Below are 21,115 nucleotides of genomic sequence, written 5' to 3' on the forward strand. Positions count from 1 at the left end.
ACGCCCATCACGCCCCCTCGGCCAGCGGTGTCGCGCGTACGGGAGGAGCCGTGGCCCATCCGGGGACGCTCCGGGGCAGGACGCGGGCGGTGGGACCGGTCCAGCGGCCGGGGACGTGCGACTCGGCGGGGGCGGCGAACGGCCGTGGCTCGCCGGCCTCGTCGAGGACGACCCGGCGGACCGGGCAGTGCGAGACGATCTGCAGGTAGATGCCGTGGAACGCCGCGATGTTCTGCTCGACGGTGAACAACTCGAGCGCGCGGGCGCGCGCGGCGGCGCCGAGGCGCTCGCGGCGCTCGGGGTCGCGCAGCAGTGCCACGCACGCCTCGGCGAGCGCACGCGGGTTGCGCGGGGGGACGACGAGTCCCGTGCCCCCGATGACCTCGACCACGGCGCCGACGTCGGTGGACACCGTGGCGCGTCCGCAGAACATGGCCTCGATGAGCCCGACCGGGAAGCCCTCGACCACGCTGGACAGCACGACGACCGCGCCGGCGGCGTACGCGTCGGGCAGCGTCGGGGCCTCCGGTCCGCCGATCTCCTCGAAGGAGACCGGGTTGTCGCCGACGGCGTGCACGCCCTCCGCCTCGTCCGGGAAGAGCTGCGCGGCGAGCGCGCGGCACTGGCCGAGGTAGGCCGTGCCCTCGGGCCCGCAGGGCGCGCCGACGATCCTGAGGCGGGCCTTGGGTTCCGCCTTGCGGACCTCGGCGAAGGCGTGCAGCAGCGAGATCAGGTCCTTGGCGGGTTCGACGCGTCCGACCCAGACCAGCGTGTCCGGGTCGGCGCGGTCCGGGGCCTCGCCGACCTCCGCGAAGCGGGCGGCGTCCATGCCCGGGTGGACCGTGCGGATCCTGGCCCGGTCGGCGCCGCAGCGTTGCTGCCAGCGGCGGGCGTGGGCGTTGCCGGGGGTGAGGATCTCGGCCCGCCGGTAGACCTCGGTGGCGAGCCGGCCGTGGAATGCGCCGAGCAGCGCGCGTACGGCGGGAGCGGCGGTGTCGGGGGCAAGGGTGAGGTAGTGCGAGCGGAGCGGGACGCCGTACTCGGTGACGAGCAGCGGTACGTCGCAGAAGTGCCGGGCGAGCAGCCCGGGAAGGGCGGTGGTGCCGCCGGCGGTGGCGTGGGTGAGGTCGGCCGCGCCCAGGCCGTCGTCGCCGTACCAGTCGAGGGTGAGGGGGAGCAGGGCGCGTTCGAGGTGCGCGGTGACGGCGAGCAGGTCGGGTACGCGCGCCTCGCGCGCGGTGCGCAGTGCGCCGGGGGCGCGACAGGCGCGTTCGAGGGTGCGTACGGCGGCGTCCGAGCGCAGGGCGCCGACCAGTCCGCCCTTGTCGCGGGCGAGTTCGGCGAGCCCGTACAGCGCGCTGCCGAAACGGTCCGCCAGAGAGGCGGCCTCGTCGTCGGAGCCGGCGTCGGCCCTGCTCCCGGTACACACCGCGGCGACCAGTTCGCCGTAGCACTCGATGAAGCGCCGGCGTGCGCGCCGTCCGTGGACGACACCGTCGTCCACGGCCGTCCACAGCGGGGCCGTACGCACCCCGCAGACGTGCGGCGGGAGCGCGACCCAGCCGTCGTCCTCCTGGCGTCTGCTGCGGCTGAGCGCGTAGATGTCGAACTCGTGCCGCTCGAGCCCGCGCACGAGGCGCTCGCACCAGGGTCCGGCGTCACCGCCCACAAACGGGTAGCCACCCTCCGTAAGCAGTCCGATGCGCACGTGTGCACCCCCGATCTCCCGTCCGGTGAGCCGCCGTGGTCCGGGCGGCTCGCAGCGGGACGAAGGTAAGGGGACAAGGCGGTGGCGCGACGGACGGTTGTCCATCACGCCACCAAAAGGGGTGAACGGTCGTAACTTTCGCGTGCGGGTCGCGTTCGCCCACGCTAGGGATTCACACCGCGATCAACCAAGCACGAAACGTTACGCCACGGCCGGTTCGCGGCGGGCCGCGCGCCGCTGGGCCGCCAGCTGCGGGTCGAGCGCCGGTACGGCCGCCAGGAGCTGCCTGGTGTAGGGCTCACGCGGGCTGTCGTACACCTCGTCCGCCGGCCCGTACTCGACGACCCGGCCCTGGCGCATCACCACGACGCGGTCGCTCACCTGCCGCACGACGGCGAGGTCGTGCGCGATGAAGACGAGCGCGAGGCCGAGTTCCCGCTGGAGTTCGCCGAGCAGCGCGACCACCTGCGCCTGCGTGGTGACGTCGAGCGCGGAGACGGGCTCGTCGCAGACGATGACGCGCGGCCCGGCGGCGAGCGCCCGGGCGATGCCGATGCGCTGGCGCTGGCCGCCGCTGAACTCGTGCGGGTAGCGGTCGTAGTGCGCCCGGTCGAGCCCCACGCGCTCCAGCAGGTCCCGCACGCGCCCCAGGACGCGCTCCTCGTCGCGCTCGCCACGCGCGCGGAGCGGATCGGCGATCGATTCGCCGACGCTGCGGCGGGGGTTGAGGGAGGAGGCGGGGTCCTGGAAGACCATCTGGACGGCCGGGTTCACGCCGGTGTGGGGGCGGTCCTCGTAGCGGATCGCGCCGGCGGTCGGCTCCAGCAGCCCCACGAGCATCCGGCCGAGCGTGGTCTTGCCGCTGCCGCTCTCGCCGACCACCCCGAGGGTCTCGCCACGCCGTACGGTCAGCGAGACGTCGTCCACGGCCGCGAAGGCCCGCTTGCCGCGCCCGAATTCGCGCCGCAGACCGGTGGCCTCCAGCACGGCTTCCTCGGTGGCCCGGGAGCCGGTGCGGCGGACGTCCAGGCGCGGGACGGCGTCGAGGAGTCCGCGGGTGTACGCCTCCGCGGGGGCTGCCAGGACCTCTGCGACGGGACCGTGCTCGACGGCCCTGCCGTGCCGCATGACCAGCACCTGATCGACGCTCTCGGCGGCCACCCCCACGTCGTGGGTGACGAGCAGCAGGCCCATGCCGGTCTCCTCGCGCAGCGTGTGCAGCAGGTCGAGGATCTGGGCCTGGACGGTGACGTCGAGGGCGGTGGTCGGCTCGTCGGCGATCAGCAGGTCCGGCTCGCAGGCGAGGGCCATGGCGATCAGCGCGCGCTGGCGCATGCCGCCGCTGAACTCGTGCGGACGGGACCGGGACCGGCGCCGTGCGTCCGGGATTCCGACCCGGTCCAGAACCTCCACGGCACGCGCGCGTGCGCTACGCCGCCCCGCGCGCGTGTGCACGCGGTAGACCTCGGCGATCTGGTCGCCGATCGCGTAGTACGGGTCCAGGGAGGACAGCGGGTCCTGGAAGACCATGGCGGCCTTGGCACCGCGCAGCCGCCGCAGCTCCTCGTCGGAGGCGTCCTGCACGTCGGTACCGGCGACGCGCACCGAGCCGCCGACCCGCGCCCCGGTGCCCCGGTGCAGGCCCAGCAGGGCGCCCGCCACCGTCGACTTGCCGGAGCCGGACTCGCCGACGAGGGCCAGCGCGGCGCCCTCGGCCAGGCTGAAGGAGAGGCCGTCCACGGCCCGCAGGGAGCCGAACTCGACGGTCAGGTCCGTCACTTCCACCAAGCTCATACGAGCACCACCCGTCGGTCGGCCACCGCGTACAGAACGTCCGCGACGGCGTTGGCGAGGACCACGAAGAAACCGATGACCAGGACCATGCCGACGACCACCGGCAGGTCGACGACCTGCACCGCGCGCACCAGCTCCTGGCCGATGCCGGGCAGGCCGAAGAGGGTCTCGGTGAGGACGGCGCCGCCGACCGAGGAACCCACGTGGTTGGCGTTCAGGGCGATGACGGGCGCCAGCGCGCCGCGCAGGGCGTGCCGTGACACGATCGCCCGCTCGCCGACGCCGTAGGCGCGGAAGGTGCGGATGTGGTCCTCGGCGAGGGTCTCCAGCATCGCGGCGCGGGTGAGGCGGGCGAAGGCGGCCGCCTCGATCACGGCCAGGGACAGCCAGGGCAGCAGCAGGTTCCACGCCCACTGTTCGGGGTCGTCGGTGAGGTTCACGTACTGCGGGAAGGGCAGCAGCTGCAGTTCACCGCAGACGACGATCAGCAGCACCAGGCCGATGACGAAGACGGGCGTGGCGGTGCCGGCGAGGGTGATCGCGGTCAGCACGCGCTCGGAGATGCGGCCGCGCCGCCACGCGGACAGCACTCCGGTGCCGACGCCGAGGACGAGCCACACGACCATGGCGCCGAGGACCAGCGACAGGCTGACGGGCAGCTTGTTCAGGATGATGTCCAGGACGGGCTGGTCGGACCGGTAGGACTGCCCCAGGCAGGGCGCCGCGCAGTGCGTGACCGAGGTGCCCGTGGAGTAGTCCTGGCCGGCGAAGAGGCCCTCCAGGAAGTGCCAGTAGCGCAGGTACAGCGGGTCCCCGAGCCTGAGCTGCTCGGCGACCTGGTGCACCTGTTCCGGCGAGCAGCGCGGGCCGCAGGTGATCTGGGCGACGTTGCCGGGGGTGACGTAGAAGACGACGTAGACGATCACCGAGATGGCGAGCAGGGTGACCAGGGTGCCGACGGCGCGGCGCAGCAGGAATCCGCCGAAGCCGTTCATGCGGAGGCCTCCTTGTCGCTGCCGGTTTCCTCGGCGGCCCTGCGGCCGGTGCCCACGCGCAGGCGGGAGGCCGCGCGCGGGTCGAGTGCCGTGCGCACGCCGTCGCCGAGGACGGTGAGGGCGAGGACCGTGACGAACAGGGCACCGGCCGGCAGCAGCAGGTACTGCGGCGCGGCCTGGTACCAGACGTCGGCGTCGGTCAGCATCTGTCCCCAGGACGGGGTGGGCGGCTGCACGCCGACGCCGAGGAAGGACAGTGCCGCCTCGACGGAGATGTTGGTGGGCACCAGCAGGGCGGCGTACGTGATGACGGGCGCCGCGAGGCCGGGCAGCAGTTCACGGCGGGCGACCCGCCAGACGCCCCAGCCGCTCAGCCGGGCGGCGGAGACGTAGTCGAGCCCCTTCAGGGTGAGCGTCTGGGCCCGCACGATCTTCGCGACGTTGCCCCAGGCGATCAGGCCGATGACGAGGGTGACGAGGACGGGCCGGGGGAAGCTGGACGGCACGATCGCCAGCAGCGCCAACGACATGATCATCAACGGCATCGCAACGATGACGTCCGTGGTCCGGCTCAACAGTTGATCAACCCATCGGTTGCCGAGCGCGGCGCCTACACCGACCGCGACCCCGATGGCGACCTGCACCACTGTGGCTGCCAGCGCCACGCCCAGCGACACCCGCGCCCCGTGGACCAGCCGGGCGAACAGGTCGCGGCCGGTCTGGGGTTCCACGCCCAGCCAGTGCTCGGCGCTCATGCCGCCGAAGGAGCCGACCGGCACGCCACCGCGCGCGGAGTCGATCAGGGACGGGTGGTACGTGGTGGGGTCCTGGCCCTCCAGCGCGGTGAGCAGCGGCGCGGCGAGCGCGACCAGGACGAGCAGCGCGACGACGGCCGCGGCGACCAGGGCGGCGCGCTGCGCGCGCAGCCGCCGCCAGAACTGACGGGCCCCCGAGGCCCCCGGGGCGGGCTCGATGCCCGCCCCGGGGGTGTCGGTGGCGACAAGTGCCTCGCTCACGGTGCTACTTCACCGCGACCTGGGAGATGTCGAGGACGCCGGTCCAGTCGCTGATGACGATGTTCCTGACGTCCTTGCCGTACAGGCGCTTGTAGACCGGGTGGAACAGCGGCACGACGAGGGCCTGCTCGCCGATCTTCTTGTCCAGTGCACCCCATCGCTTGGCGGCCGCGTCAAGGTCGGTCAACTTGTTGATCGAGTCAATCTCATCATTGACCGACGTGTCGTTGAGCAGGCCCGTGTTGAAGTTCGCACCGTCCTTGACGATCTGCCGGCCGTCGAAGATCGGGGCGAGGAAGGGACCGCCGGAGGGCCAGTCGGCACCCCAGTGCGCGAGGAAGAAGCCGGGCTCGGTCTTCACGCTGTGGATCTTGTCCCGGTAGTCGTTGTACTCCAAGCCCTGCAGCCTGACCGTGATGCCGGCCTTCTTGAGGGCGTCCTGGACGGCGGTCGCGATCTCCGGGCTGGTCTCGAAGTCCTTGGCGTTGGAATGGGTCAGCGTCACCGTGAGACCGTTCTTGTGACCGGCCTGCGCGAGCAGTTCCCTGGCCTTGGCCGGGTTGCCGGACGCGCCGGCCGGGAACGGGTCGTACGGCGTGTGGCCGAAGGACTTCTGGTCGGGCAGGAAGGTGGTCGCGGACTCGGCGAGCGCGCTGCCGCCGGCCGCGTTGACCACGGAGGACCGGTCGATCGCGTAGGCGATGGCCTGCCGCACCTTCGGGTTGTCGAACGGCTTCACGGACGGGTTGAACGCGAGGTAGTTCGTGTAGCCGAAGTGGCCGGTGCCCACGCGCGCGGCCAGTTCCCCGTCCCCGCCGACCTTGGCGAGTTCGGCGGGACCGAGGTTGGTGTCCGTGGTGACCGCGGCCGCGTCCGCACCCTGGGACGCGGACAGCCGCTGGTTGATCACGGAGGAGTCGAGGCCGGAGCGGACGTCGATGCTGTCCGGGTACGCCTTGCGCTCGTCATCGGTCGCCGCGGACCAGTACGTGTTGCGCGCAAGGACGAGGTGCTCGCCGTCGTTCTCGTTCTTGACGACCTTGTAGGGGCCGGACGAGACCGGGTGCTCCTCGTACTTGGTGCCGTCGTCCTTGCTCCTGGGCACCGGGGCGAACTGCGTCTGCGTGGCGAGGTACGGGAACTCGCCCTCGGGCTTGTTCAGGTGGAAGACGATGGTCCGCGCGTCCGGCGTCCCGATCGCCGGGAGCCCCTTCTTGTCCTTGTAGGGGCCCTGGTAGCCGGCCGCGCCGGCCAGCCAGTCCCGCAGGTAGGGCGCGCCGCCGGAGAGTTCGGGGGCGAAGGAGCGCTCGATGCCGTACTTGATGTCGCCGGAGGTGATCGGCGTGCCGTCCTCGTACTTCAGGCCCTTCTTCAGGGTGTACGTCCACACGGTCGCGTCCTTGCTGGGACGTCCGGTGTCGGTGGCGAGGTCGGGGACGACCTTGGCGCCGGCCGCGCCGTTCTCGCGGTTGCGCGTGGTGAGGGTGCGGAAGACCAGCGAAGGGACGTTTCCGCCGCCGGAGGTGTAGAGACGCGCGGGGTCGAAGTCGGTCTGCGGCTGGGAGTTCAGCACCGTCAGGGTGCCGCCCCTGTGCGGCGTGGAGTCGCCACCGGAGCCCTTGGCATCGTTGTCCTTCGGGCCGCAGGCGGCGGCGCCCGCTGCCACGACCAGGGCGAGCGAAACGGTCGCCACGCGGGCTCTGTTCACGGACGGTTGACGCATCGGAATGACGACCTCTCGGGGTGACGTGACGGGGTTGATCGAGGGTTTCTCGAAAAGTGAGACACGTGGACAAGGAGTGAGACGGCTGAGGACAGACGTCGGCCCCGGCGTCGGGTCGTCGAAAACGCCGTGACGCGGTCACGGACGAGGAGAAGGAGAAAGATCGCGACGCGAACGCCGGGGAGGCGGCGTCAGCGACAGCGGACGTCGGCCACGCAGAGTGCGGTCACACCGATGAGCGCCAGCTCGATGGCGGCGCTCTCGCAGGCGGCATGACTAGACCACATGCCCAGAAATATGAACGACCCTGTGGCTCATGTCAATGTGACATGAGCGGCGCGTGTCAACTCCTGGGGAACGGCCACGGGTTGGGCAGACAGTGGATTCCGTCATGGTCCAGGAACTTGGTCTGCTGCTGCATGACGGGGGCGAGTTCGCCGTTCTTCTGGCACGTCACATGGCCGTGACCGAGCCGGTGGCCGACCTCATGGTTGATCAGCATCTGCCGGTAGGCGTACATCTTGTCCCCGTATGTCTGGCTGCCCTGGGCCCATCTGTACGCATTGATCATCACGCGTTCGGTGGCGGCGGAGTCGCAGGAGACGTTGTCCTCCGTGGTGTCCAGCCCTGACTTGGCGCACCACTTGGCGGTCGTACCGGGGCTGGCCAGCGTGATCACGAAGTCGGGTTTGCCGGAGGAGATCCGCTCGAAGGTACGGGCACCGCCGTGGGCCCAACTGCGGTCGTCGTTCAGGGTCTTCTGCACGGCCTCGGCGAACAGCTCGCCGTCCAGCCCGAGACCCTGCTCGACGTCCACACGGTAGGTGTACTTCTGTCCCTCGCCGGGCGCCTTGGCGAAACCGGGCACCGCGTCGAACCTGCCCGGACCCTTCAGCGTGGCGCTGAGCGGGTACTTCCGGTCCATCTTCTGCTCGTACGACAGCGTGACCGTGCCGGGAGAGGCCGACGAGGTCCGTCCGTCAGGGGTACGGGCGTCACGGGCCTGGTCGGTGGCGGAGCGCGACTGTACGGCGCCGCTGTCCCGCGACCCGGTCACCTGCCCGGCGACGACCACCGCGAGCACCGTGGTGACGGCGGCCGCCGCGATGCCGGTGAAGGTCCGGCCGCGCGTCGCTCCGCCGGGAGTGGTGCCGTCGTCTCGCGACTGCGGGTGCGTGGTGGCTGCGCGCGCCCCCGCGGCGGTGACCGCATGCCGGACACCTCCTGGCGCTCCTTCCGGGGCGGCGGCGCCGGTGCGCTGCGCCGGCAGGCCGGTGGGGGGCGCGCCGCCGTCCGCCTCCGGCGCGTCGGCCGGGTGCTCGTCGGCGGGGCGGGGCTTTCCCCTGCGGGGTGCGAAGACGTCGGCATCCTCGTCGCCACGCCCGTCGGCAAAGGCGTCGAGATAGTCCTGCCGCGGCCCGGCGCCGGGCCCGCCTCCCGCCTGCCGCTGCCGCTGCCGCTGCCGCTGCCGCGGAAGCGTGCCACCGGTCCCGGCCGCCCCCACGAACTCCCCCCAGCCACCGCCGGCTTCCCGCTGCTCGGGGTGGGCACCCCGAGCAGCGGGAGCACCCTCGTGCAACCGGGGCACACCGTGCGCGGGCGTCCCGTCGGAGAAGCGGGGCACGCCGTCCGCGGGGGCGCCGCCGGGAGGCCCCGGCACACCGCGCGCAGGCGTCCCGTCGAGGAAGCGGGGGACGCCGTGCACCGGCGTGCCATCAGGAAGACGCGGCACGCCGCGCGTGGGCGTGCCGTCGGGAAGCCTCGGAATGCCGTGGACCGGAGTGCCGTCCGGAAGCCTCGGCACACCCCGGCCAGGCATGCCGTCGGTGAGCCATGGGGCCCCAGGAGGCGGTGCCCCGTGAGCGGGCGTGCCGTGCGGGAACGGCTGTGGTGCCTGCGGGCCGCGTGGCGGGTGCCCGGCGGCGGTGCCGGCCCCGTCGGTCGGCGCCTGTCGCTGTCCCGGCAGCAGCGGCTGGGCGCCGCCCCGGACCGGTGTGTCCCGGGCGTCGTCCGAGCGGGTGCCCCGCTGTTCCCGGCGGCTGGCGGTTATGTCCGCGGAGGCGTCCTTGGGGGCCGGACCGCGGCGGCTGTGACGTCCCACGCGGGCCTCAGCTCCCCGCGCCCGAAGCGGTGTCCGCGGTGTCCGACTCCCCCGTCTCCGCGAGGAGTTCCCGGAACGCGGTGGCCACCACGTCCGGGTACTCCATCATCGCCACGTGCCCGGCGTCCGGCATGGACAGCAGGCGGGAGTCACGGAAGGCGCGGGCGGCCCGGTGGGCCATGCGGAAGCCGACGAGCTGGTCGCGGCCGCCGTAGATGAGCAGGGTCGGCGCGAGCACCCGCTCGGCCTGGCGCCACAGCCCGTGCTGTCCGCCGAGCGTGTAGGCGTTGACGATCCCGCGCGCGGAACGGGCCATCGCGTCCCAGAAGTACGGCAGCTGCAGCCGCCGCTCCAGCTCCTCCACGGCGTGCCGGAACGCGTCCGGCGACACGCGCCCGGGGTCGCCGTAACAGAGCGCCAGGACCCCGCGCACCCGCTGTTCGGCGGTCCACGCCTTGGTGAGCCGGGTGAACAGGGCCGCGACACCGGGCACGCCGAGCAGGGCGGTCGGCGCCGCGGTGCGCTGGATGCGCAGCTCGGGCAGGGCGGGCGAGACGAGGGTGAGCGTACGGACGAGGTCGGGCCGTACGGCGGCCACGCGTGTGGTGACCGCGCCGCCGAGTGAGTTGCCGAACAGGTGGACCGGGCCGCGGCCGGCGGCGTCGAGGTAGCGGATCACCGCGCGCGCGTGCCCGGTGACGGAGTAGTTCCCGTCGTCGGGGGGCGGGGAGTCGCCGAAGCCCGGCAGGTCGACCGCCTCGCTGTCGACGACGCCGTCCAGCTCGGCCATCAGTGCCGACCAGTTCTGCGAGGAGCCGCCGAGCCCGTGGACGTACAGCGCGGGCGGCAGGCCCTCGCGCGTGGGACGGCGGGAACGGATCGACAGGGTGACGCCGGGCAGCCCGACAGACCGCAGCCGTTCGCCCTCACCGACCCGGACGGGCGCCACCCTCGGAAGCACACTGGCGGCCGGCACGGACGGCGACTCGGTCGAAGACATGCGGCAATGTTACGAGGTGATCACGCCGAGGTTCATGTGGTGGCCGTCACAGAGTGAACCGTGGGTGACGGGTGAACCGGATGGGGCGCGGACCGCACGCGGATCGTCCGCGACCGGTGAACACGACCGGTGGACGGAGGCCGACGAACGGCCGAGACGGCATGGCGTCCGGATCAGCTGTCTCCTAGGCTCGTACAGAGGGCACCCGCATGTGGCCCCCTGCTTCTTCCGGGGACGTTCGTAGGAAGGGAGCCCACCATGGCCTATGACCCGACCGAGCCCGACGCCATCGAGGACCTGGAGGCCGACACGGCCCCCGAGATCGACGTCGAGGCCCCCGAGGTGGACGCCGCCGAGCAGCACGCGGACGTCACGCCCGACCGTGACGACCCCCTGACGGGAGTGGATCCGGCCCGCGCGAACGAGGCCGATCTGGTCGAACAGGCGCGCGTGGTCTCACTCGACGAGGACGACTACCGCTGACGTCGGCGTCCGGCGGCGGCCGTACCCGGGGCCCGCTGCCGCTTTCGCCGCCGTCCGGTACGTGAAATTCTGCGCTCGCAGCGCGCACACCACGGTTACCGAAAAGTACGATGGCGGCGCGGCTGACACCGCGATATGGACGACTCTGGGAGGCGGCGTGACAGCCATCGAGCAAACTGAGGCAGCACGCCCACGTGGCACCCGTCTGCCGCGCCGAGCCCGACGGAACCAGCTGCTGGGCGCCGCCCAGGAGGTTTTCGTCGCGCAGGGCTATCACGCGGCGGCGATGGACGACATCGCCGAGCGCGCCGGCGTGAGCAAGCCGGTGCTCTACCAGCACTTCCCCGGCAAGCTCGACCTGTACCTCGCCCTGCTGGACCAGCACTGCGAGTCGTTGATCCAGTCCGTGCGCGGCGCGCTGGCGTCGACGACCGACAACAAGCAGCGCGTCCGGGCCACCATGGACGCCTACTTCGCGTACGTCGAGGACGACGGCGGCGCCTTCCGCCTGGTCTTCGAGTCGGACCTGACGAACGAGCCGGCCGTGCGCGAGCGCGTCGACAAGGTCACCAACGAGTGTGCCGAGGCGATCTGCGACGTCATCGCCGAGGACACCGGCCTCTCGCGCGCGGAGTCGATGCTGCTCGCCTCCGGCCTCGGCGGGCTCGCCCAGGTGGTGGCCCGCTCCTGGCTGCACAGCGACCGCAGTGTGCCGCGCGACCAGGCGGTGCAGCTGCTGACCTCGCTGGCCTGGCGGGGCATCGCCGGCTTCCCGCTGCACGGCAACGAGCACCACTGACAGCCCTGAGCGCCCCGGCGGCCGTGTGTTCCCGCACGCTGTTCGCTGTCGGCGTTCGGGCCCACAGCGTGTACGTCCCCTCACCGGACTAATGTGTGCTGGGTACGGCGCGGAAGATCGCGCACATCACTGGCCGTCGGAGGGACATAGCCGTGGAGGTCAAGATCGGCGTGCAGTACGCGCCCCGCGAGATCGTTCTGGAGAGCGGTCAGAGCGTCGAGGAGGTCGAGCGTCTGGTGAGCGACGCGCTGGCCGGCAAGACGCAGCTGCTGAGCCTCCAGGACGAGAAGGGCCGCAAGGTCCTGGTACCGACGGACCGCCTGGCGTACGTGGAGATCGGCGAGCCGACCGTGCGCAAGGTGGGCTTCGGCACGCTGTAGGCCGATGTCGTGAGAAGGGCCCGGCGGCCTGTGCCGCCGGGCCCTTCTCCATGGGTCCTTCTCCATGGTTCGCGCACACACTTGGCGCACAACTTCTCCACAGCGGAGGATTGTGCTCCGCAGGTCACGGGTATGACGGGCTACGACCGTTCAAGGCAGACCGGCCGTGGGAGGGACCCCGACATGATCCTGGAAGCACTCGGCTCCGCAGTGCTCGGTCTGGCCCTCGCCCTGATCGCCGCGTACCGCCTGTCCCACCGGCTGCCGGCCCGCCCGCTGGTCCTCTCGACGGGCATCGCCGGCGCGCTCTTCGGTGACTTCGTCACGCACACCGCCCTCGGCTCCGCCGCCACCTGGCCGAGCCTGCTGGGCGCCGCGATCATCTCGGCGGCGTCCTTGTCCCTTCTGCTGCGCCCGGCGGGCCGCCTGCGCCGACGATCATTGACGGCTTAGCCGAAGCCGAGCCGTCACGGGCGCGGGGAACCGCGCGAGCAGCCACCCCGCACCCGCCGGCGCCGGGAACCCGGCCCCCGTGGGCGTTACGCCGCCAAGCCCAGCGCAGCCATCCGCTTGGTGTGCGCCTCGGTGATCCGCGAGAACATCCTCCCGACCTCCGCGAGATCGAACCCGTCGGCCACCCCTCCGACGAGCATCGTCGACAGCGCGTCCCGGTCGGCGACCACCCGCTGGGACTGCGACAGCGCCTCGCCCATCAGCCGCCGCGCCCACAGCGCCAGCCGGCCGCCCACCCGCGGGTCGACGTCGATGGCGGCCCGCACCTTCTCCACCGCGAACCCGGCGTGCCCGGTGTCGTCGAGGACGGCGAGGACGAGCTCGCGGGTGTCGGAGTCGAGCCGCGCCGCGACCTCCCGGTAGAAGTCGCTCGCGATCGAGTCGCCGACGTACGCCTTGACCAGGCCCTCCAGCCAGTCCGAGGGCGCGGTCTGCTTGTGGAAGCCGTCCAGGGCCGCGACGAACGGGTCCATCGCGGCGGTCGGCTCCTCGCCGATCTCGGTGAGCCGGTCCCGCAGCCGCTCGAAGTGGTGGAACTCGGCCGAGGCCATCTTCGCCAGCTCGGCCTTGTCCGCGAGGGTCGGAGCGAGCTTCGCGTCCTCCGCGAGCCGCTCGAACGCCGCCAGCTCCCCGTACGCGAGCGCGCCGAGCAGGTCCACGACGGCGGCGCGGTACTGCGGGTCGGCGGAGGCCTGCGCCCAGTCCTGGGCAGCGACACCCGTGGGCGCCGCGGAGTCGTTCTCAGGCTTGTCAGAGCTAGTCATGAGCCGCACAATAGCCCGCTCGGCTCCGCTCGGAGCCCCTGGTCAACCACTGTGACGACCATGACGTGACCAAATCGGCCATCGCATGTGCGCGAATCCGGGGTATGGTGGTAATGCGCCTGCCCGAGTGCGTCGACGGTGTTCGACGTCTCCCGACAGGGCGCACGCATGAGGATGCCCGGTCGGTGGCCCGATCGGCTCCGACCCGACAGCCCTCCCTGGCCGACGTGAGAGTACGTACGACGACCGGAGGGACACCTCAGCGGTACGAGCGCTAGAGCGTCGGCAGAGGTCCCGTGTCATACGGCTTGCCCGAGTGGTTCGCCCGTACGGCAGCCGACGTCCCCGGCACGGTCAGACATGACCCCCCGCGCTCGCCTCGCACCGCGCACACAGAAGAGGCATGACCCTGACTACGACGTTTCGAGACCTCGGAATCCTTCCCGAGACGGCCGAGGCCCTGGAGGCCGTCGGCATCATCACCCCCTTCCCCATCCAGGAGATGACGCTCCCCGTCGCCCTTTCCGGCACGGACGTCATCGGCCAGGCCAAGACCGGCACCGGCAAGACGCTGGGCTTCGGTCTTCCGCTCCTCGAGCGCGTCACCGTCCCCGCCGACGTCGAGGCCGGACGCGCCGCCCCCGAGGACCTCACCGACGCCCCGCAGGCCCTCGTCGTCGTCCCCACGCGCGAGCTGTGCACCCAGGTCACCAACGACCTGCTGACGGCGGGCAAGGTCCGTAACGTCCGCGTGCTGGCGATCTACGGCGGCCGGGCGTACGAGCCGCAGGTCGAGGCCCTGAAGAAGGGCGTCGACGTGGTCGTCGGCACCCCCGGCCGGCTGCTGGACCTCGCGGGCCAGAAGAAGCTGAACCTGAAGCACGTCAAGTGCCTGGTCCTCGACGAGGCCGACGAGATGCTCGACCTGGGCTTCCTGCCCGACGTCGAGAAGATCATCGACATGCTGCCGGCCAAGCGCCAGACGATGCTGTTCTCGGCGACCATGCCGGGCGCGGTCATCGGCCTCGCCCGCCGGTACATGTCCCGGCCCACGCACATCCGCGCCACCGCGCCGGACGACGAGGGCGCGACGGTCGCGAACATCAAGCAGTTCGTGTACCGCGGTCACTCCATGGACAAGCCGGAGATGGTCGCCCGCATCCTGCAGGCCGAGGGCCGCGGACTGGCGATGATCTTCTGCCGTACCAAGCGCACGGCCGCCGACATCGCCGAGCAGCTCCAGCGCCGCGGGTTCGCCTCCGGCGCGGTCCACGGCGACCTCGGCCAGGGCGCCCGCGAGCAGGCGCTGCGGGCCTTCCGCAACGGCAAGGTCGACGTGCTGGTCTGCACCGACGTCGCCGCGCGCGGCATCGACGTCGAGGGCGTGACCCACGTCATCAACTACCAGTCCCCCGAGGACGAGAAGACGTACCTGCACCGCGTCGGCCGTACGGGCCGTGCGGGCGCCAAGGGTACGGCGATCACGTTCGTCGACTGGGACGACATCCCGCGCTGGCAGCTGATCAACAAGGCGCTGGAGCTGGACTTCAACGACCCGGTGGAGACGTACTCGACGTCCCCGCACCTGTACTCGGACCTCGGCATCCCCGCGGGCACCAAGGGCATCCTGCCGCGCTCGGAGCGGACCCGTGCCGGGCTCGACGCGGAGGAGCTGGAGGACCTGGGCGAGACCGGCGGACGTGGAGCCCGCGGCCGTGGTGGCCGGGGCGAGCGTGCCGGCCGTCCCGAGTCCGGCACCGCCGAGCGCGAGCGTACGGCCCGCACCCCGCGCAGCCGCCGCCGTACCCGCGGCGGAGCGCCGCTCGACGCGGCCACGACCGCCGCGGCGCCGGCCGCCGAGGCCGCCACCGCGGAGGCCACCGGTGTGGAGGAGCCCCGGGCTTCCCGCGCCCTGCGCCGCCGTCGCCGTACGCGCGCCGGTGCCCCGGCACAGCCGGCCGCGGCCGAGGCCGCCGTCGAGTCGGTGGACACGGCGGAGGGCGCACCGGCGCCGGCCGCGCCGGAGCAGGAGGCCGCGGCCAAGCCGCGCCGCCGCCGCACCCGCAGGAACGCGGACGCCCAGGCGCCGCAGACCACGGTGACGGCCGAGTCCGTGCTCACGGAGGCGCCGGCTCAGCCCGAGCCCGTGGTGGAGGACAGCCCTGCGGCGCCGGAGCCGACGGCCGAGACCATCGAGGCCACCGAGACCACGCCGCGCCGTCGCACCCGCAAGACGGCTGCTGCCGCCGAAGCGGCGACGGACACCGCTGAAGCCGCTGAGGCCAAGCCGCGTCGAACCCGGAAGACGGCCGCTGCCGCCGCCGAAGCGGCCGTGGACACGGCCGAGGGCACGGAGGCCAAGCCCCGCCGCACGCGGAAGACCGCCGCTGCCGCGCCGGAGACGACCGAGGCCCCCGAGGCCGAGGCCAAGCCGCGCCGGACCCGGAAGACCGCCGCAGCCGCCGAAGCCGCCGTGGACACGGCCGAGGCCGCCGAGGCCAAGCCGCGTCGCCGTACGCGCAAGGCCGCGGAGCCCACCGCCGAGGCCGCGTCCGTCGCGACCGAGGTCACGGCGGAGGAGCCCGCTCCGGCGACCAAGCCGCGCCGCACGCGGAAGACCGCCGCAGCCGCGCCGGAGACGACCGAGGCCCCCGAGGCCGAGGCCAAGCCGCGCCGGACCCGGAAGACGGCAGCTGCCGCCGCCGTGGACACGGCCGAGGGCACGGAGGCCAAGCCCCGCCGCACGCGGAAGACCGCCGCAGCCGCGCCGGAGACGACCGAGGCCCCCGAGGCCGAGGCCAAGCCGCGCCGGACCCGGAAGACGGCAGCTGCCGCCGCCGTGGACACGGCCGAGGGCACGGAGGCCAAGCCCCGCCGCACGCGGAAGACCGCTGCCGCTGCCGCCGACACCGCCGAAGGCACGGAGGCCAAGCCCCGCCGCACGCGGAAGACCGCCGCAGCCGCGCCGGAGACGACCGAGGCCCCCGAGGCCGAGGTCAAGCCGCGCCGTACGCGCAAGGCCGTCGTCGCGGAGATCCCGGCGCAGGCCACCGAGGAGCCGGAGGCCAAGCCGCGTCGCCGTACCCGTAAGGCCGCGGCGGCCGTCGAGGCCACCGAAGGCTGATCCGGCACCCGTTCACCGACGGCCAGGCCCTCCACCGCGAGGGCCTGGCCGTCGCATTTCCAGGCCCCGGCGCTTGTGGGTGCCCCGTCCCCCGCCGGCCCCGCCCGATAGCCTCTCCCCATGAGCAGGCCCGCCACCTTCGTCCCGCCGCCCGGTGCCCGTGCGTACGCCCTGCGGACCGCGCGGGGTGAGTTCGCCGTCGTCGACGCGCCCGTGGCCCGTGGGGTCGAGCCCCGCGGGGTCGCGCTGATGCTGCCGGGGTTCACCGGGAGCAAGGAGGACTTCAATCCGCTGCTCGTACCGCTGGCCGAGCGCGGGTACCGCACCGTGGCCGTGGACGGGCGCGGGCAGTACGAGTCGGACGGGCCCGAGAGCGATCAAACGGCCTACGCCCAGCAGGAGTTGGCGCGCGACGTGCTGGCCCAGGCCGAGGCACTCGGACAGCCGGTGCACCTGCTGGGGCACTCCCTCGGCGGGCAGATCTCACGTGCCGCCGTGCTGCTCGACCACTCCCCCTTCCGGTCGCTCACCCTCATGGCCTCCGGCCCGGCGCAGATCTCGGAGCCCCAGCAGCAGCGCGTGAAGCTGCTGCGGGACGCGCTCGCGGTGATGACGATGGCGCAGGTGTGGGAGGCGATGCGGGCGATGGAGACCCCCGAGGAGACCGAGACCGCGGCGCTCGACGGCGGTCTCGACGACCGGGACGACCTGCGGCGCCGCTGGCTGGCCACCAAGCCCGCCCAACTCCTCGCCACCGGACGCCAGTTGTGCACGGAACCTGACCGCATCGCGGAACTGGCCGCCGTACCGCTGCCGTTCCACGTCCTGTCCGGTTCACGGGACGACACCTGGCCCCTGCCGCTGCTGGACGACATGGCGGTGCGGCTGAACGCGCGGCGGACCGTGATCGAGGACGCCGAGCACTCCCCCAACACCGACCAGCCCCAGGCCACGGCGCACGCCCTCGCCGACTTCTGGGACACCGCGGACGGACAGGGCGGACAGCGTTAGTACTGCGCCTGCAGATGGTCCCAGAAGCCGTCCCTGAGGGCGCGCCGCAGGTCCGCCTGGCCGCGCAGGGAGTACTGGAGCAGGCTCTCGGCCTCGACCAGCAGGTCCTGGTCGACGGAGCCGGGAAGATAAGGGTGACCGGGGAGCAGCTCGACCAGGGCTTCGCGGCCCCGGGAGGCCAGCCATTTCGCCGCGATCTGGGCGCCGACGAAGCGGACGTCCTCGCGGGTGGGGCGGGTGCCCGAGGTGGCCTCGTAGGCGGCGGCCGTCCGGCGGGAGACGTACGGCTTGAAGAACTCGAGGTCGAGGGTGCGCTGGCTGTCCACCTCCCAGAGGAGGGGTTCGGCCTGGTTACGGCCCTCGGGGGCCTCGATGCCCCAGAGGTGGACCCGCGCGCCGTACCCCTGCGCCGCCTCGACGGCCGAGACCAGGTCCTCGTCGCCGCCGAGGAGCGCCGCGTCACTGATGGCGCGGTGGCGGGCGAGGGACTCCAGATCCGTGCGGATCAGTGAGTCGACGCCCTTCTGCTGGTTGTTGGCGTTGAGGTTGCCCAGGCGGACCTTGACGTCGGGCAGTTCCGCGATGGCCTGCTGCTCGCCGGTGTGGATGCGGCGGCGGGCGCCGTCGTACCAGTAGACGCGCAGCAGACGGCTGTCCGCGAAGACCGAGCGGGCGCGGTCGATGAGGGCCTCGATCAGACCCTCGGCGTCGAGGTCGAAGGCCCGGCGGTCCTCGGTCCCCGCGACCAGCCGGCCGGCGGCCGCGTACAGATACCCCGCGTCGACGAAGATCGCGTGGGTGGAGGGCGTCTTCGCCACCTCGGCGAGCATGCGTTCCAGCAGCTCGTTCGTGCGGTCGATGCGGGCGCCCAGGGCCGCCAGGTCGTCGTTCATCGCCTCCCATTGTCCCGGTGGTCACAGTGCGGACACAACCGGTCCCGGTCGGTCTCGGGCAGCCTGCTTACCCGTCGGTAATTAGCTGTTCGAAAAATTTCTTTAGCGTAGGGAATGTTTGTAACAAGCGGCGCGTTCACTACTACGAACGCCGGATACACATCCGGCGTATCGAGTAGTTCTCCTCAGGAGGATGACCAGACGAAGGGAGAAGCCCGTGCGCTTCGAGATCATGCGACTCGACGAGGTCGACGGCACCACCGTGGACAGCACCGTCGTGGACGCCGCCTCCGTCAACCGGATCGTTCAGCAGGCCGCCGCCATCGGACAGCGCCTGTGGATCCGCCCGGCCGAGACCAAGGCCTCGTAACGCTCACGCGTTCCGCGCCACTCAAGCTTTCCGGGGGAGCCGAGCCGACGAGGGCTCAGCTCCCCCGGATCACCTGAGTGACGCCGTTGATGATCTGCTGTACGGCGATCGCGGAGAGCATCATGCCCGCGAGCCGCGTCACCAGCACCACACCGCCGTCCTTGATCACCCGGATGATCAGCAGCGAGTAGCGCATCACCAGCCACAGCACGACATGGATCGCGAGGATCGCGGACCACACCGAGATCTGCGTGGCCACACTGCCGGCCTTCTGCACGGCCAGGATCACGGACACGATCGCACCGGGCCCCGCGAGCAGCGGCATGCCGAGCGGTACGAGCGCCACGTTCACGTCCTTGGTCTGCTTCGGCTCGTCGGTCTTGCCGGTGAGCAGGTCCAGCGCGATCAGCAGGAGCAGCAGACCGCCCGCGATCATCAGCGCGGGGACGGAGACGTGCAGGTAGTTCAGGATCTGGTGGCCCAGGACGCCGAAGGTGGCGATGACCCCGGCCGCCACGCACACCGCCTGGAAGGCCATGCGCTTCTGCACCTTGGCCGGACGGCCGGCGGTGAGGGCGAGGAAAATCGGGGTGATCCCGGGGGGATCCATGATGACAAAAAGGGTCAGGAACAGAGAGCCGAAGACGGCGATGTCGAACATGCGGAGGTACTGGCCTTGCTGGAAAAGGGATGAACTGGGGGCGCGTGAGGGCCGCTGACGGCCTCAGGCTCCGCCGGTGCCCGGCACCGGGAACGCGCCGGTAGCCCGCCGCGTGATCTCCCCGTACACCTCGGGGTCGGTCGTGTACGCGCCGAGCGTGACGGTCTTGCGGCTGCCGTGGTAGTCCGAGGAGCCGGTGACCAGCAGGTCCAGGTCCTTCGCCAGGCCCCGCAGCCGATCGCGCGCGTCGGCGTCGTGGTCCATGTGATCGACCTCGATGCCGTCCAGACCGGCCTCGGCCATCTCCGCGATCCGCGCCTCGGGGACCGTACGACCGCGCTTGGCGGCGGCCGGGTGCGCGAACACGCAGACCCCGCCCGCGTTCTTGACCAGCCGGATCGCCTCGAAGGGGTCGGTCTCGTGCTTCTCCACGAAGGCCCGGCCGCCGTCGGCCAGCCACTCCTCGGTGAACGCGTCGCTCACCGTCGGTACGACACCGAGCTCGACCAGCGCCGTCGCGACGTGCGGGCGCCCCACGGAACCGCCGGCGGCGATCCGCTCAACCTGCTCCCAGGTGACCGGCACGCCCAGAGCGTCGAGCTTGGCGACCATGCCCTTGGCCCGCGGCACCCGGTCGTCCCGCACCAGTTCGCGCTCGGCGAGCAGGGCGGGCTCCTTCGGGTCGAAGAGGTAGGCCAGCAGGTGCATGGAGATGCCGTCGACACGGCAGGACAGCTCGGCGCCGGTCACCAGGGTGAGCCCCTCGGGCAGCGCGGCGATCGCGTCGGCGTACCCACGGGTGGTGTCGTGATCGGTCAGTGCGACGACGTCCAGTCCGGCGGCAGCGGCATTCCGCACCAGCTCAGCCGGGGTGTCCGTACCGTCCGAGGCCGTGGAGTGACAGTGCAGATCGATACGCACGGTGGCTCCAGACGGGGGACGCTACGGAAGGGGACACCTAAGAATAGCGGCGTTTCGAAGCCCGCCTGTCACACCCACACCCTGGAAGCGCCCTTTACCGGACCAACCCAAAGGGGCGCGGGGAACTGCGCGAGCAACCACGACACACCCGCAGCCGCCGACGAAACAGAACCCGGCGCCCCCGTGGGCGTCACGGCCGGAGCAAGCGCGGCGACAACGCTCCGCAGGGCACCAGGTCCAGCTCCGCCCCCGCGTCCCGCAGATCAGTCAGCACCAGCTCGTCGTACATGAGCAGGGCCGCCTGCTCGGGCCACATCACCGCCCACAGCCACATGCCCAGGGCCTCACCGGCGAAGACGGCCCGGTCGTCGGGGGTGCGGTAGACGTGCCAGAGCGGGGTCGGGCGGCCGACGGCCAGCACCTTGGCCTGCGGCGGCTTCTCGACGTTCATGTACGACCCCGGGTCCGGGCCGTCGATGCCCGCGTAGCGCGCGCCGAGGCCGACACCGAGCTCCTCGGCCACGAGGATGAGTTCGGCCGGGCCGCCCAGCGGGCCGGGTCCGGAGCAGGCGACGGCGGTCGCGCGGCCGCCGCTGCGGTCGTCGCCGGCGTAGGCCGCGCCCGTGAACAGCCAGCCGACCGGCAGCGGCCAGGGCATCCACAGCGGAACGTGCGTGCGGTGCACCACCGCACCGAGGGCTTCGACGCTGGGCGGGATCACGGGCTGCAGCGGATACACCGTGCCGTGCACATCACACTGCCACGCATCGGCGAAGAGACCGGGAGCCCTGACCCGGCCACCACACCGCGGGCAACTGGGTTCGCCCCTCATAGGGCTCCACGGTCCTACCCCCGCCCG

At 72.2% G+C, this 21,115-nt stretch carries 20 protein-coding genes; 7 read left to right on the forward strand and 13 right to left on the reverse strand.

The window, feature by feature from the left end; genetic code table 11:
• Nucleotides 1–7: 7 nt before the first annotated feature.
• The 8 genes from ACZ7HQ_RS23090 to ACZ7HQ_RS23125 form a co-directional block, all read right to left on the reverse strand.
• Nucleotides 8–1,708 carry a DUF3492 domain-containing protein gene (locus ACZ7HQ_RS23090; protein ID WP_470992937.1) on the reverse strand — a complete coding sequence of 567 codons (1,701 nt, stop codon included), beginning with the start codon at nucleotides 1,706–1,708 and terminating at the stop codon, nucleotides 8–10.
• Between the two features lie 201 nt (nucleotides 1,709–1,909).
• Nucleotides 1,910–3,502, reverse strand: coding sequence for a dipeptide ABC transporter ATP-binding protein (locus tag ACZ7HQ_RS23095; protein ID WP_470992940.1), 1,593 nt, complete (start codon nucleotides 3,500–3,502; stop codon nucleotides 1,910–1,912).
• Entirely contained in the window at nucleotides 3,499–4,497 is a 999-nt protein-coding gene (locus ACZ7HQ_RS23100) for an ABC transporter permease (RefSeq protein WP_470992943.1), read from the reverse strand. The genes ACZ7HQ_RS23095 and ACZ7HQ_RS23100 overlap by 4 nt, the downstream gene beginning before the upstream one ends.
• Complete coding sequence (locus tag ACZ7HQ_RS23105; protein ID WP_470992946.1) at nucleotides 4,494–5,513, reverse strand: ABC transporter permease; 1,020 nt, start codon at nucleotides 5,511–5,513, stop codon at nucleotides 4,494–4,496. Before ACZ7HQ_RS23105 ends, ACZ7HQ_RS23100 begins: the two co-directional genes overlap by 4 nt.
• A gap of 4 nt (nucleotides 5,514–5,517) precedes the next feature.
• On the reverse strand, nucleotides 5,518–7,236 hold the full coding sequence (locus ACZ7HQ_RS23110) for an ABC transporter substrate-binding protein (protein WP_470992949.1): 1,719 nt from the start codon (nucleotides 7,234–7,236) through the stop codon (nucleotides 5,518–5,520).
• 191 nt (nucleotides 7,237–7,427) lie between these two features.
• Nucleotides 7,428–7,523, reverse strand: a complete 96-nt coding sequence (locus ACZ7HQ_RS23115) for an Ms4533A family Cys-rich leader peptide (RefSeq protein ID WP_470992952.1) — start codon at nucleotides 7,521–7,523, stop codon at nucleotides 7,428–7,430.
• Between the two features lie 56 nt (nucleotides 7,524–7,579).
• Nucleotides 7,580–9,337: a DUF3152 domain-containing protein gene (locus tag ACZ7HQ_RS23120; RefSeq protein ID WP_470992955.1), complete on the reverse strand. Its 1,758-nt coding sequence runs from the start codon at nucleotides 9,335–9,337 to the stop codon at nucleotides 7,580–7,582.
• Between the two features lie 7 nt (nucleotides 9,338–9,344).
• Nucleotides 9,345–10,337, reverse strand: a complete 993-nt coding sequence (locus ACZ7HQ_RS23125; RefSeq protein WP_470992958.1) for an alpha/beta fold hydrolase — start codon at nucleotides 10,335–10,337, stop codon at nucleotides 9,345–9,347.
• A 258-nt stretch (nucleotides 10,338–10,595) separates the two neighbouring features.
• Here ACZ7HQ_RS23125 and ACZ7HQ_RS23130 point away from each other — a divergent pair, with 258 nt between their 5' ends.
• The 4 genes from ACZ7HQ_RS23130 (at nucleotide 10,596) to ACZ7HQ_RS23145 (ending at nucleotide 12,452) form a co-directional block, all read left to right on the forward strand.
• Nucleotides 10,596–10,820, forward strand: coding sequence for a hypothetical protein (locus ACZ7HQ_RS23130; RefSeq protein ID WP_470992961.1), 225 nt, complete (start codon nucleotides 10,596–10,598; stop codon nucleotides 10,818–10,820).
• A 157-nt stretch (nucleotides 10,821–10,977) separates the two neighbouring features.
• A complete protein-coding gene (locus ACZ7HQ_RS23135) occupies nucleotides 10,978–11,619 on the forward strand; it encodes a TetR/AcrR family transcriptional regulator (RefSeq protein ID WP_470992964.1) in 642 nt (213 codons plus the stop codon).
• A gap of 152 nt (nucleotides 11,620–11,771) precedes the next feature.
• Nucleotides 11,772–11,999 (forward strand): DUF3107 domain-containing protein, encoded by a 228-nt coding sequence (locus ACZ7HQ_RS23140; protein WP_031163497.1) that lies wholly within the window; start codon nucleotides 11,772–11,774, stop codon nucleotides 11,997–11,999.
• A 183-nt stretch (nucleotides 12,000–12,182) separates the two neighbouring features.
• Nucleotides 12,183–12,452 (forward strand): hypothetical protein, encoded by a 270-nt coding sequence (locus ACZ7HQ_RS23145; RefSeq protein WP_470992967.1) that lies wholly within the window; start codon nucleotides 12,183–12,185, stop codon nucleotides 12,450–12,452.
• An 86-nt stretch (nucleotides 12,453–12,538) separates the two neighbouring features.
• Here ACZ7HQ_RS23145 and ACZ7HQ_RS23150 read toward each other — a convergent pair whose 3' ends face one another.
• The gene (locus ACZ7HQ_RS23150; RefSeq protein WP_470992970.1) at nucleotides 12,539–13,276 is read right to left on the reverse strand and encodes a ferritin-like fold-containing protein; all 738 of its coding nucleotides are present in this window, start codon (nucleotides 13,274–13,276) and stop codon (nucleotides 12,539–12,541) included.
• A 502-nt stretch (nucleotides 13,277–13,778) separates the two neighbouring features.
• Between ACZ7HQ_RS23150 and ACZ7HQ_RS23155 the strand changes: the two genes are divergently transcribed.
• Nucleotides 13,779–16,400: a DEAD/DEAH box helicase gene (locus ACZ7HQ_RS23155; protein WP_470993575.1), complete on the forward strand. Its 2,622-nt coding sequence runs from the start codon at nucleotides 13,779–13,781 to the stop codon at nucleotides 16,398–16,400.
• 120 nt (nucleotides 16,401–16,520) lie between these two features.
• Nucleotides 16,521–17,411, forward strand: a complete 891-nt coding sequence (locus ACZ7HQ_RS23160; protein ID WP_470992973.1) for an alpha/beta fold hydrolase — start codon at nucleotides 16,521–16,523, stop codon at nucleotides 17,409–17,411.
• Here the strand turns inward: ACZ7HQ_RS23160 and ACZ7HQ_RS23165 are convergent.
• Entirely contained in the window at nucleotides 17,408–18,304 is an 897-nt protein-coding gene (locus tag ACZ7HQ_RS23165; protein WP_470992976.1) for an NYN domain-containing protein, read from the reverse strand. The genes ACZ7HQ_RS23160 and ACZ7HQ_RS23165 overlap by 4 nt on opposite strands.
• 193 nt (nucleotides 18,305–18,497) lie before the next feature.
• Between ACZ7HQ_RS23165 and ACZ7HQ_RS23170 the strand changes: the two genes are divergently transcribed.
• Nucleotides 18,498–18,674, forward strand: coding sequence for a hypothetical protein (locus ACZ7HQ_RS23170; RefSeq protein ID WP_470993602.1), 177 nt, complete (start codon nucleotides 18,498–18,500; stop codon nucleotides 18,672–18,674).
• Between the two features lie 55 nt (nucleotides 18,675–18,729).
• On the opposite strand, the gene ACZ7HQ_RS23175 is transcribed toward ACZ7HQ_RS23170, so the two are convergent.
• The 3 genes from ACZ7HQ_RS23175 to ACZ7HQ_RS23185 form a co-directional block, all read right to left on the reverse strand.
• Entirely contained in the window at nucleotides 18,730–19,335 is a 606-nt protein-coding gene (locus ACZ7HQ_RS23175) for a MarC family protein (protein WP_470992979.1), read from the reverse strand.
• Between the two features lie 63 nt (nucleotides 19,336–19,398).
• Entirely contained in the window at nucleotides 19,399–20,256 is an 858-nt protein-coding gene (locus tag ACZ7HQ_RS23180; RefSeq protein WP_470992982.1) for a PHP domain-containing protein, read from the reverse strand.
• Nucleotides 20,257–20,446: 190 nt separating this feature from the next.
• Entirely contained in the window at nucleotides 20,447–21,088 is a 642-nt protein-coding gene (locus tag ACZ7HQ_RS23185) for a DUF6758 family protein (protein ID WP_470992985.1), read from the reverse strand.
• Nucleotides 21,089–21,115: the final 27 nt, after the last annotated feature.

This window comes from Streptomyces sp. NPDC037290, from assembly GCF_055603245.1.

Bases quoted from the DNA above. Each gene is read 5' to 3' on its own strand.
- ACZ7HQ_RS23175 (WP_470992979.1), bottom strand. From the start codon at position 19,335: ATGTTCGACATCGCCGTCTTCGGCTCTCTGTTCCTGACCCTTTTTGTC.
- ACZ7HQ_RS23150 (WP_470992970.1), bottom strand. From the start codon at position 13,276: ATGACTAGCTCTGACAAGCCTGAGAACGACTCCGCGGCGCCCACGGGT.
- ACZ7HQ_RS23100 (WP_470992943.1), bottom strand. From the start codon at position 4,497: ATGAACGGCTTCGGCGGATTCCTGCTGCGCCGCGCCGTCGGCACCCTG.
- ACZ7HQ_RS23110 (WP_470992949.1), bottom strand. From the start codon at position 7,236: ATGCGTCAACCGTCCGTGAACAGAGCCCGCGTGGCGACCGTTTCGCTC.
- ACZ7HQ_RS23165 (WP_470992976.1), bottom strand. From the start codon at position 18,304: ATGAACGACGACCTGGCGGCCCTGGGCGCCCGCATCGACCGCACGAAC.
- ACZ7HQ_RS23125 (WP_470992958.1), bottom strand. From the start codon at position 10,337: ATGTCTTCGACCGAGTCGCCGTCCGTGCCGGCCGCCAGTGTGCTTCCG.
- ACZ7HQ_RS23185 (WP_470992985.1), bottom strand. From the start codon at position 21,088: ATGAGGGGCGAACCCAGTTGCCCGCGGTGTGGTGGCCGGGTCAGGGCT.
- ACZ7HQ_RS23170 (WP_470993602.1), top strand. From the start codon at position 18,498: ATGACCAGACGAAGGGAGAAGCCCGTGCGCTTCGAGATCATGCGACTC.
- ACZ7HQ_RS23155 (WP_470993575.1), top strand. From the start codon at position 13,779: ATGACGCTCCCCGTCGCCCTTTCCGGCACGGACGTCATCGGCCAGGCC.
- ACZ7HQ_RS23095 (WP_470992940.1), bottom strand. From the start codon at position 3,502: ATGAGCTTGGTGGAAGTGACGGACCTGACCGTCGAGTTCGGCTCCCTG.
- ACZ7HQ_RS23115 (WP_470992952.1), bottom strand. From the start codon at position 7,523: ATGTGGTCTAGTCATGCCGCCTGCGAGAGCGCCGCCATCGAGCTGGCG.
- ACZ7HQ_RS23130 (WP_470992961.1), top strand. From the start codon at position 10,596: ATGGCCTATGACCCGACCGAGCCCGACGCCATCGAGGACCTGGAGGCC.
- ACZ7HQ_RS23145 (WP_470992967.1), top strand. From the start codon at position 12,183: ATGATCCTGGAAGCACTCGGCTCCGCAGTGCTCGGTCTGGCCCTCGCC.
- ACZ7HQ_RS23160 (WP_470992973.1), top strand. From the start codon at position 16,521: ATGAGCAGGCCCGCCACCTTCGTCCCGCCGCCCGGTGCCCGTGCGTAC.